General features: G+C 71.5%; 11 protein-coding genes. 3 read left to right on the top strand and 8 right to left on the bottom strand.

Annotated features, from left to right (window positions below; genetic code table 11):
* The first annotated feature begins 1 nt into the window (after position 1).
* Both AC1Q9M_RS04125 and AC1Q9M_RS04120 read left to right on the top strand, forming a co-directional pair.
* Positions 2-1,000 (top strand): FecCD family ABC transporter permease, encoded by a 999-nt coding sequence (locus tag AC1Q9M_RS04125; RefSeq protein ID WP_492432540.1) that lies wholly within the window; start codon positions 2-4, stop codon positions 998-1,000.
* Complete coding sequence (locus AC1Q9M_RS04120; protein ID WP_492432538.1) at positions 997-1,800, top strand: ABC transporter ATP-binding protein; 804 nt, start codon at positions 997-999, stop codon at positions 1,798-1,800. Before AC1Q9M_RS04125 ends, AC1Q9M_RS04120 begins: the two co-directional genes overlap by 4 nt.
* Here AC1Q9M_RS04120 and kdpE read toward each other — a convergent pair.
* The 7 genes from kdpE to kdpF are packed head-to-tail and all read right to left on the bottom strand — an operon-like array spanning position 1,782 to position 9,921.
* Positions 1,782-2,474, bottom strand: coding sequence for a two-component system response regulator KdpE (kdpE, locus tag AC1Q9M_RS04115; RefSeq protein ID WP_492432536.1), 693 nt, complete (start codon positions 2,472-2,474; stop codon positions 1,782-1,784). The two genes, AC1Q9M_RS04120 and kdpE, sit on opposite strands and share 19 nt — an antisense overlap.
* The gene (locus tag AC1Q9M_RS04110) at positions 2,471-5,179 is read right to left on the bottom strand and encodes a DUF4118 domain-containing protein (protein ID WP_492432534.1); all 2,709 of its coding nucleotides are present in this window, start codon (positions 5,177-5,179) and stop codon (positions 2,471-2,473) included. Before AC1Q9M_RS04110 ends, kdpE begins: the two co-directional genes overlap by 4 nt.
* A 20-nt stretch (positions 5,180-5,199) precedes the next feature.
* On the bottom strand, positions 5,200-5,355 hold the full coding sequence (locus AC1Q9M_RS04105) for a hypothetical protein (protein WP_382159247.1): 156 nt from the start codon (positions 5,353-5,355) through the stop codon (positions 5,200-5,202).
* Complete coding sequence (gene kdpC, locus AC1Q9M_RS04100) at positions 5,352-5,954, bottom strand: potassium-transporting ATPase subunit KdpC (RefSeq protein WP_382323862.1); 603 nt, start codon at positions 5,952-5,954, stop codon at positions 5,352-5,354. Before kdpC ends, AC1Q9M_RS04105 begins: the two co-directional genes overlap by 4 nt.
* Before the next feature lie 19 nt (positions 5,955-5,973).
* The gene (kdpB, locus tag AC1Q9M_RS04095; RefSeq protein ID WP_492432531.1) at positions 5,974-8,046 is read right to left on the bottom strand and encodes a potassium-transporting ATPase subunit KdpB; all 2,073 of its coding nucleotides are present in this window, start codon (positions 8,044-8,046) and stop codon (positions 5,974-5,976) included.
* Between the two features lie 13 nt (positions 8,047-8,059).
* Positions 8,060-9,832, bottom strand: a complete 1,773-nt coding sequence (gene kdpA / locus AC1Q9M_RS04090; protein ID WP_492432529.1) for a potassium-transporting ATPase subunit KdpA — start codon at positions 9,830-9,832, stop codon at positions 8,060-8,062.
* Positions 9,829-9,921, bottom strand: coding sequence for a K(+)-transporting ATPase subunit F (gene kdpF / locus AC1Q9M_RS04085; RefSeq protein ID WP_291119061.1), 93 nt, complete (start codon positions 9,919-9,921; stop codon positions 9,829-9,831). Before kdpF ends, kdpA begins: the two co-directional genes overlap by 4 nt.
* A gap of 358 nt (positions 9,922-10,279) precedes the next feature.
* Here kdpF and AC1Q9M_RS04080 point away from each other — a divergent pair, with 358 nt between their 5' ends.
* Entirely contained in the window at positions 10,280-10,687 is a 408-nt protein-coding gene (locus AC1Q9M_RS04080) for a DUF3597 family protein (RefSeq protein ID WP_382159239.1), read from the top strand.
* 104 nt (positions 10,688-10,791) lie between these two features.
* On the opposite strand, the gene AC1Q9M_RS04075 is transcribed toward AC1Q9M_RS04080, so the two are convergent.
* Complete coding sequence (locus AC1Q9M_RS04075; RefSeq protein WP_492432527.1) at positions 10,792-12,888, bottom strand: hypothetical protein; 2,097 nt, start codon at positions 12,886-12,888, stop codon at positions 10,792-10,794.
* Positions 12,889-12,966: the final 78 nt, after the last annotated feature.

Here is a 12,966-nt window from a genome sequence, read left to right as displayed (position 1 = left end):
CATGAAAGGCGGCGGCCTCTGGGCGGGGGCGGTGCTGCTCGCGGGCCTGCTGCTCGCGCTCACGCAGGGCCGCATCGATATCCCGCTCGGCGACCTCGTGCAATGGGCGGCCGCCCTGCTGCAGGGCGCGCCCGCGCCCAATGAGCAGGTGCAGACCATCGTGCTGCAGGTGCGCGGGCCGCGCGCGCTCGCCGCCCTCGCGGTGGGGGCGGCGCTGGCGGTGGCGGGCGCGGCCTTCCAGGGCCTGTTCCGCAACCCGCTGGTCTCGCCCGACATCCTGGGCGCCTCGGCCGGCGCGGCGCTCGGCGCGGTGCTGGGCATCTTCTTCTCGTTCGGCGTGTTCGGCATCCAGATGGCCGCGTTCGTGGGTGGCCTGCTCGCGGTGACGCTGGTGTACGGCGTGGGCTCCACCGTGCGGCACGGCGACCCGGTGCTGGTGCTGCTGCTCGCGGGCATCGTCATCGGCTCGCTGCTGGGCGCGGGCATCGGCCTGGTCAAGGTGCTGGCCGACCCCTACAACCAGCTGCCCGCCATGACCTTCTGGCTGCTCGGCAGCCTGGCCGGCGCCCACGCCAACGACCTGCCTTCGCTGATCGGGCCGGTGGCGCTGGGCACGGTGGTGCTGTTGCTGCTGCGCTGGCGCATGGACGTGATGTCGCTGCCCGAGGAGGAGGCGCGTTCGCTGGGCGCGCGCACCACCGGCCTGCGCCTGCTTATCGTCGCCGCCGCCACGCTGGTCACGGCCGCGAGTGTGGCGGCCGCCGGCATCGTGGGCTGGGTCGGGCTGGTCGTGCCGCACCTGGCGCGCTTTCTGGTCGGGCCTTCGTTCGTGCGCCTGCTGCCCACCTCGGCCGTGCTCGGCGGTGGCCTGCTGCTGCTCATCGACACGCTGGCGCGCACCCTGGCACCGGTGGAGATCCCGCTGGGCATCCTCACCGCGCTGATCGGTTCGCCGTTCTTCATCGTGCTGCTGCGGCGCGCCTCCCGGGGCTGGACATGACGGCGGCCCTGTTGCACGCCGACGGCCTGAGCGTGGGCTACCCGGGCCGCGTGGTGGGCGCGGGCCTCTCGCTCGAACTGCGCGGCGGCGAGGTGCTCGCGCTGCTCGGCCCCAACGGCTGCGGCAAGACGACGCTGCTCAAGACCGTGCTCGGCCTGCTGCCCGCGCTGGCGGGCTCGGTGCGGCTGCAGGGCCGCGCGCTCGCGGCCTGGCCCTTGGCCGAGCGCGCGCGCGTGGTGGCCTATGTGCCCCAGGGCCAGGCCAGCACCTTCGGTTTCACCGCGCTCGAGATGGTGCTGATGGGCCGCACCGCGCACCTGGGCCTGATCGCGCGGCCCGGCGCGAAAGACCGCGCCATCGCGTTGCAGGCGCTGGAGCGCCTGGGCATCGCGCACCTGGCCGCGCGCTCGGTGCACGAGGTCAGCGGCGGCGAACGCCAGCTGGTGCTGATCGCCCGCGCGCTGGCGCAGCAGCCGCAGGCCGTGCTGCTCGACGAGCCCACCGCCAGCCTCGACTTCGGCAACCAGGGCCTGGTGATGCGCGCCATCCGCACGCTGGCGCGCGAAGGCCTGGCGGTGCTGTTCACCACGCACGACCCCAACCAGGCCCTGCGCTGCGCCGACCGCGCGCTGCTGATGCGCGAGGGCCAGGTGCTGGGCGAAGGCGCGGTGGGGGCGGTGATCGAGGCCGAGGGCCTGCGCGCGCTCTACCGCGCGGGGGTGCACCAGGTGGACGACGCGGGTGGAGGTCTGCCGGTGTTCCTGCCCGAGTTCGAGACCGCTCAGGCCACGAACCGGTAGCCGATACCGGTCTCGGTGACCAGGTGGCGCGGCATCGAAGGCTGGGCCTCGATCTTCTTGCGCAGGTTGGCCATGTGCACGCGCACGTAGTGCGAGTCTTCCAGGTGGCCGGGGCCCCACACGGCCTTGAGCAGTTGCGCGTGCGTGATCACGCGGTCGGGCTGCGAGGCCAGGTGCGTGAGCAGCTTGTATTCGATGGGGGTGAGGTGCAGCGCCTCGCCCGCGCGCTCCACCACGCGGCGCACGAGGTCGATGCGCACCTCGCCGAACACGATCTGCGGCGCGCCGCTCGGCGTCTGCTGCTGGTGGCGGCGCAGCTGGGCGCGCACGCGCGCGCCGAGTTCACCCGCGCCGAAGGGCTTGACGAGGTAGTCGTCCGCGCCCGCGTCGAGCGCGGCGATCTTGCTGGCCTCGGCGCTGCGCGCCGAGAGCACGATCACCGGCATGGCCGACCACTGGCGCAGTTCGCGGATGAGGTCCACGCCGTCGCCATCGGGCAGGCCCAGGTCCAGCACCACCAGATCGGGCCGGCGCGTGCCGGCCTCGATCAGGCCGCGCTGGTAGTTCTCGGCCTCGTGCACGGTGTGGCCCTCGGCCTCCAGCGCCAGGCGCACGAAGCGGCGGATGTGGGCCTCGTCTTCGACGATCAGGATCTGGCTGCCGGCGGTGCTCATGGCGGGGGCGCGTCCTCGGTGTGCGTGCCCAGGTCGGCGGGCGGTGTGCCCCGGGGCAGGGTGATGACGAAGCGGGCGCCCGGCACGGCGCCGCCCGACTCGCGGTTGTGGCCCTCGATGGTGCCACCATGCGCCTGCACGATGGCGCGGCAGATCGCCAGCCCCAGGCCGACGCCGGGCAGGGCGCTCTCGCGCTGGCCGCGTTCGAACTTCTCGAACACGCGCGCCTCGTGTCCCTTGGGCAGACCGGGGCCGTGGTCGTCGAGCAGGATCACCACGCTGTCGCTGCGCTCGCGCGCCGCGATCTGGATGGCGCTGCCCGCCGGCGTGTACTTGGTGGCGTTCTCCAGCAGGTTCACCAGCACGCGCTCGATCAGCACCGTGTCCAGGTGCAGCAGGGGCAGGCCGTCGGGCAGGTCCACGCGGATGTCGCGCCCGGCCAGCAAGGGCCCGCAGGCGGCGAGCGCGCTGCCCACCACCTCTTCCAGCGGCTGCCAGGCGCGGTTGAGCTGCACCGCGCCGGCCTGCAGGCGGGCCATGTCGAGCAGGTTGTTCACCAGGGCGTTCATGCGCTGGGCCGATTGCCGCATCGCGCTGGCGACCTCGCGCTGCGCCTCGCCGAGCGCGGGTGGTGTGAGTTCGAGCGCGTCGGCCAGGCCCACCAGCGAGGCCAGGGGCGTGCGCAGGTCGTGCGAGATCGCCGAGAGCAGCGAGTTGCGCAGCCGCTCGGACTCGATCTGCACCGTGCTGCTCTGCGCCACCTCGATGTAGTGGATGCGCTCGAGCGAGATCGCCAGCAGCGAGGCGCAGGTCTGCAGCAGGCGGCGCTGTTCGATGCCCCAGGGGCGCCCGCCGGGCGGCTCGATCACCAGCACGCCGCGCACGCGCATGGGCGCTTTCAGGGGCAGCACCAGGCAGGCGCTGGCGGGCAGGGTGTCGGTGCCGCGCCCGGCTTCTTCGCCGCGCTCGAAGGCCCATTGCGCCACGGCGGTGTCCACCGGCGCGCTGCCGCCGTCGAGGGCCTGCAGCCGGTCGTGGTCGTCGGCCACCAGCAGCGCCGAGCGCGCGCCGAACTCGCCGGTGAGAAAACGCGCGCCGATCTCGGCCACCTGCGTGGCCAGCAGCGCGGCCGAGAGGTCGCGCGACATGTCGTACAGGCTGCGCACGCGGTGTTCGCGCTGGGTGGCGGCCTCGGCCTGCTGCTTGAGTCCGGCCGTGAGCTGGCCCACCACCAGCGCCACCACCAGCATCACGCCGAAGGTGACGAGGTATTCCACATCGCTCACCGCGAAGTTGTGGAAGGGCGGCACGAACAGGAAGTCGAACAGCCCCACGCCCAGGAAGGCGGCGAGCACGGCCGGCCCGCGGCCCAGCACCAGGGCCACGCCGACCACCACGAGCAGGAACAGCATGACGATGTTGCTGCGCTCCAGCACGTCGCGCAGCGGCATCGCGAGCAGGGCCATGAGCAGGCAGGTGGCGGCGGCCCAGAGGTAGCCGCGCCAGCGGCCCTCGGTGGGTTCGGCGCGCGCGGCGGGCGGGGTGTCGTCGGGCGCCGCGGGCAGGCCGACCTGCACCAGGTCCAGGTCGTCGGCGCGCTCGGCCACCCGCTCGGCCAGGCTGCGCTGCCAGGGCCAGCGGCGCGCGCGGCGGCGGCCGAGCACCAGGCGCGCCAGGTTGTGTTCGCGCGCGTGGCGCACCAGGGCGGTGGCGGCGTCGGTGGAGGACAGCGTGGCGGTGCTCGCGCCCAGCGATTCGGCCAGGCGCAGGGTGCGCTGCGTGGCCTCGGCCATCGGGCGCCCCGGGGTCTCCACGTGCACGGCGTGCCAGGGCACGTCGAGCTGGGCGGCCATGCGCGCCGTGCTGCGCACCACCTTCTCGGCGTGCGCGCCCGGCCCCACGCCGGCCAGCAGGGCCTCTCGGTTGGGCCACACCGGCTTGTCGGCACCGCCGCGCCGGTAGGCGCGCATCTCGTCGTCCACCCGGTCGGCGGTGCGGCGCAGCGCGAGTTCGCGCAGCGCCAGCAGGTTGCCCTTGCGGAAGAAGTTGGCCGCCGCGCGTTCGGCGCGCTGGTCGTCGCCCTGCGGCAGGTAGACCTTGCCGGCCTTGAGGCGCTCCAGCAGTTCGTCGGGTGGCAGGTCGACCACCACCACCTCGTCGGCGTCGTCGAAGAAGTGGTCGGGCACGGTCTCCCAGACGCGAATGCCGGTGATGCCGCTGACGATGTCGTTGAGGCTCTCCAGGTGCTGCACGTTCATGGTCGACCAGACGTCGATGCCGGCCACCAGCAGCTCCTCGGCGTCCTGCCAGCGCTTGAGGTGGCGCGTGCCGGCCACGTTGCTGTGGGCCAGCTCGTCGAGCAGCACCAGGGCCTGGCCGGGGTGCTGCGCGCCGAAGGCCAGCGCGGCGTCGAGGTCGAACTCGTGCAGCTGGTGGCCCCGGTAGGCCACGGCCTGCAGCGGCAGGCGGGGCAGGCCGCGCGCGAGGGCCTCGGTGTCGGGCCGTCCGTGCGTCTCCACCACGCCGATGGTGACCGGCGTGCCCTGGGCCAGGGCCGCGCGCGCGGCCGAGAGCATGGCGTAGGTCTTGCCCACGCCGGCCGAGGCGCCGAAGAAGATCTTCAGGCTGCCCCGGCGCGCGCGGGCTTCTTCCTGCTGCACCCGCGCAAGCAGGGCATCCGGGTCGGGGCGGGAGGAATCGGGCATGGGGTGGCGGGGCCGGCGCGTCAGGAGGGGTCGCGCGGGTGGCTGCCATTGTCGCCCGAGCGGCGCTTGCGCTGCCGGGGGCGCTGCGCCCCGCGCGCCACCAGCCACCAGGCCAGCAGCAGGGGTAACACGATGGCCCCGAACGCAAGCACCGGTTCCAGCCAGCCGCCGCTCATGGCCGCGGCGCGTCGAGCGCGAGGTTGAGCGCCAGCACGTTCACGCGCGGCTCGCCCAGGAAGCCGAACAGGCTGGTCTCGGTGTGCTGGTCCACCAGCGCGTTCACCTGCTCGGGGGCGAGGCCACGCGAGCGCGCCACCCGCGCCACCTGGTAGCGCGCGCCGGCCAGGCTGATGTGCGGGTCCAGGCCGCTGGCGGAGGCGGTGACCAGGTCCACCGGCACCGGCGCCGTGTTGCCCGGGTCGGCCGCGCGCAAGGCGTCGATGCGGGCCTTCACCGCCTCGGCCAGCGCGGGGTGGTTGGGGCCGAGGTTGGAGCCGCTGGAGGCGCCGGCGTTGTAGGCCATCGGCCCGGTGGCCGAGGGGCGGCCCCAGAAGTGCCCGGCCTGAGTGAAGGGCTGGCCGATGAGCTCGGAGCCCACGGCCTGGCCCTGGCGCTCGATCAGGCTGCCGTTGGCCTGGTGGGGGAACACCGCCTGCGCCACGCCGGTGACGAAGAAGGGGTAGAGCAGGCCGGTGACGAGGCTCAGCAGCACGAACAGCACGAGGGCCGGGCGCCACACGGGATCGGATTCGGAAGAGGGCGTTGTGGGGTTCATGACAAATCCTTGGGGGTGTTCAGGCGAAGCCGATGGCCGAAAGCAGCAGGTCGATGGCCTTGATGCCGATGAAGGGCACCACGATGCCGCCCAGGCCGTAGAGGGCCAGGTTGCGGCGCAGCAGCGAGGCCGCGCCGACCGCGCGGTAGCGCACGCCCTTGAGCGCCAGCGGGATGAGCACGACGATGATCAGCGCGTTGAAGATCACCGCCGAGAGGATGGCCGAGTCGGGGCTGGTCAGCCGCATCACGTTGAGCGCCGAGAGCTGCGGGTAGGTGGTGACGAAGGCCGCGGGCACGATGGCGAAGTACTTGGCGACATCGTTGGCGATGCTGAAGGTGGTGAGCGAGCCGCGCGTCATCAGCATCTGCTTGCCGGTCTCCACGATCTCGATCAGCTTGGTCGGGTTGCTGTCGAGGTCGACCATGTTGCCGGCCTCCTTGGCGGCCTGCGTGCCGGTGTTCATGGCCACGGCCACGTCGGCCTGGGCCAGCGCGGGCGCGTCGTTGGTGCCGTCGCCGGTCATGGCCACCAGCCGGCCCTGCGCCTGGTGTTCGCGGATCAGCCTGAGCTTGGCCTCGGGCGTGGCCTCGGCCAGGAAGTCGTCCACGCCGGCCTCGGCGGCGATCGCCGCGGCGGTGAGGCGGTTGTCGCCGGTCACCATCACGGTCTGGATGCCCATGCGGCGCAGCTCGGCGAAGCGCTCCTTGATGCCGCCCTTGACCACGTCCTTGAGTTCGACCACGCCGAGCACGCGGTCGCGGTCGCTCACCACCAGCGGCGTGCTGCCGCGGCGCGAGACCTCGTCCACCGTGGCCTGCACGTGGGAGGGGAAGGCGCCGCCCAGCGACGCCACGTGGCGGCGGATCGCATCGGCCGCGCCCTTGCGCAGCGTGCGGCCCTGGGGCAGGTCCACCCCGCTCATGCGCGTCTGCGCGGTGAAGTGCACGAAGCTCGCGCCCAGGGCCTCCACCTCGCGCTCGCGCAGCTGGAACTTCTGCTTGGCCAGCACCACGATGCTGCGACCTTCGGGCGTCTCGTCGGCCAGCGAGGCGAGCTGCGCGGCGTCGGCCAGGGCGGCCTCCTGGACGCCGGGCGCCGGCAGGAAGGCGCTGGCCTGGCGGTTGCCCAGCGTGATGGTGCCGGTCTTGTCCAGCAGCAGCACGTCCACGTCGCCGGCGGCTTCCACCGCGCGGCCCGAGGTGGCGATCACGTTGGCCTGCATCAGCCGGCTCATGCCGGCCACGCCGATGGCGCTGAGCAGGCCGGCGATGGTGGTCGGGATCAGGCACACGAGCAGCGCGACCAGCACCACCAGGCTCACCGGCTGCCCCGCGCCACTGGCCTGCACGCTGAAGGACGAGAAGGGCAGCAGCGTGGCGACCACGCCGAGGAACACGATGGTCAGCGCCACCAGCAGGATGGTCAGCGCGATCTCGTTCGGCGTCTTCTGCCGCTTGGCGTTCTCCACCATCGCGATCATGCGGTCCACGAAGGTCTCGCCGGGGTTGACCGAGACGCGCACCACGACCCAGTCGGACAGCACGCGCGTGCCGCCGGTCACGGCCGAGAAGTCGCCACCCGATTCGCGGATGACCGGGGCCGACTCGCCGGTGATGGCGCTCTCGTCCACCGAGGCCACGCCGTCGATCACCTCGCCGTCGGCCGGCACCGTGTCACCGGCCTCGACCAGCACCACGTCGCCCTTGCGCAGCTGGTCGGCCTCGATCGGCAGCCACGCCATGGACGTGCGGGGCACGCGCCGGTCGTACTGCACATGGCGGTCCAGCCGCTTGGCCCAGGTCTGGCGTTTGAGGCCGCGCAGCGCGGCGGCCTGCGCCTTGCTGCGGCCCTCGGCCAGGGCCTCGGCGAAGTTGGCGAACAGCACGGTGAACCACAGCCACAGCGCCACCGCGATGGTGAAGGCCTCGGGCCGGGCGAAGGCGAGCGCGGTGGTGAACGCGCTGCCCACGTAGACGACGAACATCACGGGGTTGCGGCGCTGCACGCGGGGGTCGAGCTTGCGCACGGCATCGAGCAGGGCCGGGCGCACCAGTGCCGGGTCGAACAGGGTCAGGGTTGTGCGGGTCATGGTGATGAGGCTTTCAGCGGGCCCACAGCAGCAGGTGGTCGGCCACCGGGCCGAGCGCCAGCGCGGGCACATAGTTCAAGAGGCCGACCAGCAACACGGTGCCGATCAGCAGGGCCACGAACAGCGGGCCGTGGGTGGGCAGGGTGCCGTCGGTGGCGCCGGCGCGCTGCTTGGCGGCGAGCGAGCCGGCCATGGCGAGCACCGGCACGATCACCCCGAAGCGGCCGAACACCATGGCCAGGCCCAGCAGCACGTTGTAGAACGGCGTGTTGGCCGACAGGCCGGCGAAGGCGCTGCCGTTGTTGTTGGCGGCCGAGGTCAGGGCATACAGCACCTCGGTGAAGCCGTGCGCGCCCGGGTCCTGGATGCCCGCGCGCCCGGCGCCGGCCATCACGGCCACGGCGGTGCCCACGAGCACCAGCAGGGGCGTGACCAGGATGGCGATGGACACCATCTTCATCTCGTGCGCCTCGATCTTCTTGCCCAGGTAGGCCGGCGTGCGCCCGATCATCAGACCGGCGATGAACACCGCCATGATGGCGAACACCAGCATGCCGTAGAGGCCCGCGCCGACGCCGCCGAACACCACCTCGCCCAGCTGCATGAGCACCAGCGGCACCATGCCGCCCAGGGGCGTGAAGCTGTCGTGCATGGCGTTCACCGCGCCGCAGCTCGCTGCGGTGGTGACCACCGCGAACAGGCTGGAGGCGTGGATGCCGAAGCGCACTTCCTTGCCTTCCATGTTGCCGCCCGACTGCAGCGCGCTGCTGGCCTGGTCGGCCCCGAGCGCGGCGAGCACCGGGTTGCCCTGCTGCTCGAACGCGGTGGCCGCGACCACGAAGGCCACGAACAGCAGCGCCATCGCGGCGAGCACGGCCCAGCCCTGGCGCGGATCGCCGACCATGCGGCCGAACACGAAGCACAGCGCCGCCGGGATCAGGAAGATGGCCAGCATCTGCACGAAGTTGGACAGCGCCGTGGGGTTCTCGTACGGGTGCGCGGAGTTGGCGTTGAAGAAGCCGCCGCCGTTGGTGCCCAGCATCTTGATCGCGAGCTGCGAGGCCACCGGCCCCATGGCCAGGGTCTGCGCCGCGCTGCGGTGCGCCTCGGTGAGCGCCGGCTGGCCTTCGGCGCCGGGGGTCGAGGTTTCCCAGGTGACGGTCTCGACCGTCTTCACCTCGGTGTAGGGCGAGAGGTTCTGGATCACGCCCTGGCCCGCGAATAACACCGCCAGCACCAGAGAGAGCGGCAGCAGCACCCACAGCGTGGCGCGCGTCAGGTCCACCCACACGTTGCCGATGGACTGGGCCGAATGGCGCGAGAAGCCGCGCACCAGCGCGACCACCACCACGAGGCCGGTGGCGGCCGACAGGAAGTTCTGCACCGTGAGGCCCAGCATCTGTGTGAGGTAGCTCATGGTGGACTCGCCACCATAGCCCTGCCAGTTGGTGTTGGCCATGAAGCTGATGGCGGTGTTGAAGGCCGAGTCGGGCGTGACCGCGCCGAAGGCCTGCGGGTTGAGCGGCAGCCCGCCCTGCAGGCGCTGCAGCGCGTACACCGCGAGCAGGCCCAGGCCGTTGAACACCAGCAGGCCCAGCGCGTAGCGCAGCCAGCCGGATTCGCGCTCGGGCCGCACGCCGGCCAGGCGCCACAGCGGCGCCTCGATACGCTGGCCGAGCACGAAGCGGCCGGCCATCACCGCGTCGATCGCGCGCGCCAGTGGCCAGGCCAGCGCGAGCAGCAGCGTGAGGAACACCGCCAGTTGCAGCCATGCCATCGCGCTCATGAGAAGTCCTCCGGCCGCAGCAGCACGGCCACCAGGTAGATCAGCAGCCCGCCCGAAAGCGCGGCCGCCAGCAGGGTCCAACCGCTCATAGGAGTACCTCCGCGCGACGCGCTGCGGTGCGAGCTGGCTTGGGGCGGCCCGGCGCGGCGCTCATGCGCGACCCCCGCCGGTGGGTTGCAGGCGCTGGCAGAGCAATGCCAGGCCCCAGACGAGCAGGCCGCAGGCAGCGGCCAGGCCGAGGTAGATGAAGTCCATGGGGTTCTCCGTTCAAGACAGTCCACCGATGCTAGGAACGGGGGCGTCAAGACGGGCGCAAGACTGCGCGGGCCGGTATCAAGAAAGCATCAAGACCGGCGGTTGGGCTTGTCGCATTTATGGCCTATGCTGGCGTGGCGCGCCTCCACACTGGCCAGGCGGGCCTTTTTCAACGGAAACAAGGAGAACACCATGGGATTTTTCAGCAACATCCTCGAGAAGCTCGGCATGTCCAAGGCCGCGGAGGCCCCGGTCATCACACCGCCCACCGTGCCCACGGCGCCTGCTGACGCACCGGCACCCGCGCCGGCCGCCGCGCCCGCCGTCGCATCGATCACCATGGTCGACGTGATGGCCTTGATGGAGAAGAAGGCGGCCGCCAACCCGCAGAAGCTGAACTGGAAGACCTCCATCGTCGACCTGCTCAAGCTGCTGGACCTCGACAGCAGCCTCGAGGCGCGCAAGGCGCTCGCCAAGGAGCTGTATTGCCCCGACGAGCTGATGGGCGATTCGGCCAAGATGAACATGTGGCTGCACAAGAACGTGCTGGCCCACATCGCCGCCAACGGCGGCAACGTGCCGAAGGAACTGTTCAGCTGATCCACTGAACCGGTGCGGCAGAAACGCCCCGCTTGCGGGGCGTTGTCGTTTCAGGCATGAAAAAGCCCCGCCGAAGCGGGGCTGCGGAGCCAGCCCCGGGGGCTTCAGGGCACGATGTTGAGCTGGTACAGCGCGTAGAAGTTGGCGTACTCCCGCCCGACGACGTCGCGGGCCGAGAGGTGCAGGCCGCTGAGGCGCGAACCCTCGGCGAAGGTCGGGCCGCCGTTGAAGCAGTGGTCGTCCGTCACGCTCTGCTGCGAGCAGGCCACGACAGCCTGGCGCGCCGTCGATCGCACCTCGACCGAATCGGTGAAGTTGGCGTTGCTGCCCGTGCGCGGCGAGCGCCCGAACATCGTGATCTGCGTGGGGGGCAACTGGCCCGTGCCCACACTCCAGCCGTTGCCGCCGCCTTCCGAGGAGATGTCGCCGGGGTCGCCTGCGACGAACACGATCTGTCCCGCGTCCTGCACGCCGGCCGGCTCGGTGCCCGACCGGATTTCGGCGATCAGGGCCGGCGTCAGCTGCGCGAGACCCTGCGTGCGGAGTTCGGCGATGGTGAGGGCGCGGGCGCGGTTCTTGTAGTACTGCACCTCGGGTACCGTGGTGTCGTCCTGCGGCGTGGCCGGGTCGTCGACGTTGAGGTAGTAATCGAACCGCCAGCTGCCCTGCGACTTGGCACTGGCCAGGCTGGCCTCGGTGCGGTCCGGATCGGCCACGAAGAACAGCGTGGGGTCGACGTTGCGCGGATGGGGGCGCGACGTGTTGCCATCCACGTACTCGCTGCGCAAGCGCACGAAGCTGGTGCCGGAGACCACGGGCCCGGGCTTGACCAGCCCCAGGAAACTGGAGTTGCCGCTCGGTTGCAGGGTGAGGACCGAACCGGTCGGCGTGGTCACGACGACGCGGTTGAAGAGCGGACCCTGGTTGCCCGGGCGCTGGCGGTTGGCCACGTCCAGCACGTAGCCGGTGCTGAAGTAGTCGTAGGCTTCCTGGCCCAGGCTGATGAAGTTGCGCCGCTGCTGGTAGGCCGCGACGCGGCCGGGGAAGCGGTACTGGTTGCCGATCAGCCGCAGCTTGCCGTCCACCGTGCTGGTGCGCAGCACGAAGCTGTCGTAGGACTCGCTGCCGTCAGGGCTGGTGGTCTTGTAGCCCACGACGATGTCCTTGTCGGCATTGTCGCGGGTGAATTCGTAGTTGCCCTGGTTGAACACGACACCGACGGCGTTGGGGTTGAAGAGGCTGGCGAAAGCGCCGCTGCTGCCCACCGTGCCACCGTTGTTCCTGAAGAGTGCGGGGTCGTTGTCGTGGAACACGTCGAGGCAGGCGGCCGCCAGCACGGTGCTGGGCGCCGCCGCGCGCTGGTTGGCCGGCAGGGCATAGCAGGCGGTCAGCGCTTGAAGGAATTGGGTGATCTTCGCGGAGGTGCCTTCGGCGATGAGCGTGGTCGGATCGATCGCGGGCAGGGGCGCGACGGTCGTCGTGTTGCTGCTGAAGCTCAGGCTGATGGGTTGCTGGCCATCGGGCACTTCCTGCTTGACCGAGATCTCGATGTTGGTGGTGGTCGAGCTGGCCGGCAGGAAGGTGATGTTGACCGAGTCCAGCAAGCGGTCGTAGCCGGTGCCGTCGGTGCTGAAGGTGCCTGTCAGCGGATTGACGCCGGTCGTGCTGGTGGCCGTGAGCAACGGCGCCAGGATGGCCTGCACCTCTGTCACGGTGGCGGCCACGGCCTGCGTCGAGATGACCGCATTGCCCGCGGCCAGTTCGCTGGCCAGCTTGCCCGGGTCGCCGGAGGGCGACAGGCGCGAGGCGATGAGCGTGGTGATCGGCGTGATGTTGGCGGTGGTCGCGCTGGCCGAAGCGATCACGCTGACCAGCGTCTGGGTGGCCCCGTTGGCGTCGGTGCGGTTGGCCACCAGCACGAAAGGCGCCACGGCCGCCGCGTCCAGCGGGATGCTGTAGGTGCCGTTCGCGCCGACGGGCTGGCTCTGGCCCACGGTGACGCCGCGGCTGTCGACCACGGTGATGACGGCGCCTGTGAAGGCCGCGCCGGTGGCGGCCACGCCGCTGACGGTGAGGCCCACCGGGGCGGTGACGGTGCCGCCGCCCCCGGCGCCCGAGTTGACGCCGCTGCCGCCGCCGCAGCCCGCCAGTGCCAGCATCAACAAGCCCGCGAGGGCATACCGTCTGTAGTCGTTTCGCATGCAATCTCCATGTGTTCGTGGGACAGTGGCCCGGGATCCCTGGACCCAGGCATCGGCATTGGAGGTCTGGCGGCGACA

Source organism: Hydrogenophaga sp. GW823-FHT04C09 (genome assembly GCF_058796355.1).
The sequence above is the reverse complement of the archived record's forward strand: the minus strand, read 5'-3'. Positions and strand labels throughout refer to the sequence as shown.

Bases quoted from the DNA above. Each gene is read 5' to 3' on its own strand.
- AC1Q9M_RS04080 (WP_382159239.1), top strand. From the start codon at position 10,280: ATGGGATTTTTCAGCAACATCCTCGAGAAGCTCGGCATGTCCAAGGCC.
- kdpA (WP_492432529.1), bottom strand. From the start codon at position 9,832: ATGAGCGCGATGGCATGGCTGCAACTGGCGGTGTTCCTCACGCTGCTG.
- kdpB (WP_492432531.1), bottom strand. From the start codon at position 8,046: ATGACCCGCACAACCCTGACCCTGTTCGACCCGGCACTGGTGCGCCCG.
- AC1Q9M_RS04075 (WP_492432527.1), bottom strand. From the start codon at position 12,888: ATGCGAAACGACTACAGACGGTATGCCCTCGCGGGCTTGTTGATGCTG.
- AC1Q9M_RS04120 (WP_492432538.1), top strand. From the start codon at position 997: ATGACGGCGGCCCTGTTGCACGCCGACGGCCTGAGCGTGGGCTACCCG.
- kdpC (WP_382323862.1), bottom strand. From the start codon at position 5,954: ATGAACCCCACAACGCCCTCTTCCGAATCCGATCCCGTGTGGCGCCCG.
- kdpF (WP_291119061.1), bottom strand. From the start codon at position 9,921: ATGAGCGGTTGGACCCTGCTGGCGGCCGCGCTTTCGGGCGGGCTGCTG.
- kdpE (WP_492432536.1), bottom strand. From the start codon at position 2,474: ATGAGCACCGCCGGCAGCCAGATCCTGATCGTCGAAGACGAGGCCCAC.
- AC1Q9M_RS04110 (WP_492432534.1), bottom strand. From the start codon at position 5,179: ATGCCCGATTCCTCCCGCCCCGACCCGGATGCCCTGCTTGCGCGGGTG.
- AC1Q9M_RS04125 (WP_492432540.1), top strand. From the start codon at position 2: ATGAAAGGCGGCGGCCTCTGGGCGGGGGCGGTGCTGCTCGCGGGCCTG.
- AC1Q9M_RS04105 (WP_382159247.1), bottom strand. From the start codon at position 5,355: ATGAGCGGCGGCTGGCTGGAACCGGTGCTTGCGTTCGGGGCCATCGTG.